The organism is Streptomyces inhibens (genome assembly GCF_003389455.1).
GTDB lineage: Bacteria > Actinomycetota > Actinomycetes > Streptomycetales > Streptomycetaceae > Streptomyces > Streptomyces inhibens.
Genome location: NZ_QUAC01000275.1, coordinates 1 through 1,140, shown reverse-complemented (window position 1 = coordinate 1,140; position 1,140 = coordinate 1). Strand labels below are relative to the sequence as shown.

At 74.6% G+C, this 1,140-nt stretch carries 1 protein-coding gene; it reads right to left on the bottom strand.

What is annotated here, in order from left to right; all coding sequences use genetic code 11:
- Window positions 1-481: 481 nt before the first annotated feature.
- Window positions 482-1,096: a hypothetical protein gene (locus DY245_RS32835; protein ID WP_128510820.1), complete on the bottom strand. Its 615-nt coding sequence runs from the start codon at window positions 1,094-1,096 to the stop codon at window positions 482-484.
- Window positions 1,097-1,140 lie beyond the last annotated feature (44 nt).

The following is a 1,140-nucleotide window of genomic DNA, read 5'->3' as shown; positions in this document are numbered from 1 at the left end:
GGGGCTCCGGGAGTTGGTGGCGGGGCTGCGGCCTATGGCGGTGCGGGGCTCTCCGGGGCGCCGGTTCGGGAGCGTGGGGCCGGTGAGGGTGGCGGGGGCGATGTGGGGCGGTCGCCGCGTACGGGGTTTGCGCCGCCGGTGTGAGGCGCGGGCGCGGTGCGGGTGGGGGTGCGGCTCGTCCTCAGCCTCGCGGTGGTCGGCCCAGGGGGTGCGGGCCGCGCGTAGGGGTGGGGGTTGTGTCTGTGGCGGGCGGCCGTTCGAGATCGGCCGCCGGACGCGCCTGAGGGGCCGGTGAGCCGAGGGGCGGCGGGCCTGTGGGCTCAGCGCAACGTGCCAAGGGCTGGGCGGGCAGGCGGGAGGCAGGGCCCGGCCCACTGGGCTTGCTGCTGTGCGTGGCGCGCTTCGGTACGGCGCCCGTCGCGCTTTCCCGTCCGGCGCCCGCGGTACCGGAACTGGTGGAGCAGAGTGGCGCCGGCGGGCCTCAGGTGAAGGTCGACGGTGGGGATTCGAGGGATTCGAGTTCGATGCCGGGGGCGGAGAGGACGACGTCGCCGGTGATGTGGATGGTGTGCTGTTCGCCGGTCTCCAGGTCGTTGACCTGGTATTCGTCGGCGATGAGCGGGGCGTTGTCAGTGGCGTGTGGTGTGCTCGACAGCAGGGCCCAGGACTGGTCGAGGGTGCGGGGGGCGAGGACGGGGGGTGTGAAGGCGACGAGGCGGGTGCGGATGGCGCCGGCGCCGAGGGTGGGGCGCAGCAGGCGGGCGGTGGCGATGAGGAAGGCGGGGGAAGCGCCGGTGAAGGCGTGGGCCGGGGCGTTGCCTTCGGTGGCGTGTTCGCCGGTCGGGTCGGTGCGGACCCAGGTGACGCCTTCCAGGGCGGCGCCGCGGACCTGCCAGGCGGAGGCGTGGAGTTCGAGGCGGATCGGGCGGCCGAGTTCGTCGAGGGTGAGGTCGACGGAGCCGGTGTGGTCGCCGGTGGGGCTGACGATCTGGGAGACGTAGCGCCAGCCGGAGGGGCCGGTGGCGCAGTGGAAGTGCTCCTCGCCGAGGGGGGTGTGATCGTGCGGGTTGTGGAGGGAGTAGTGGCCGCGAGGCATGAGGGTGCAGTCCTTCGGGCGGGCCGGTGAGGGGGCGGTGGCGG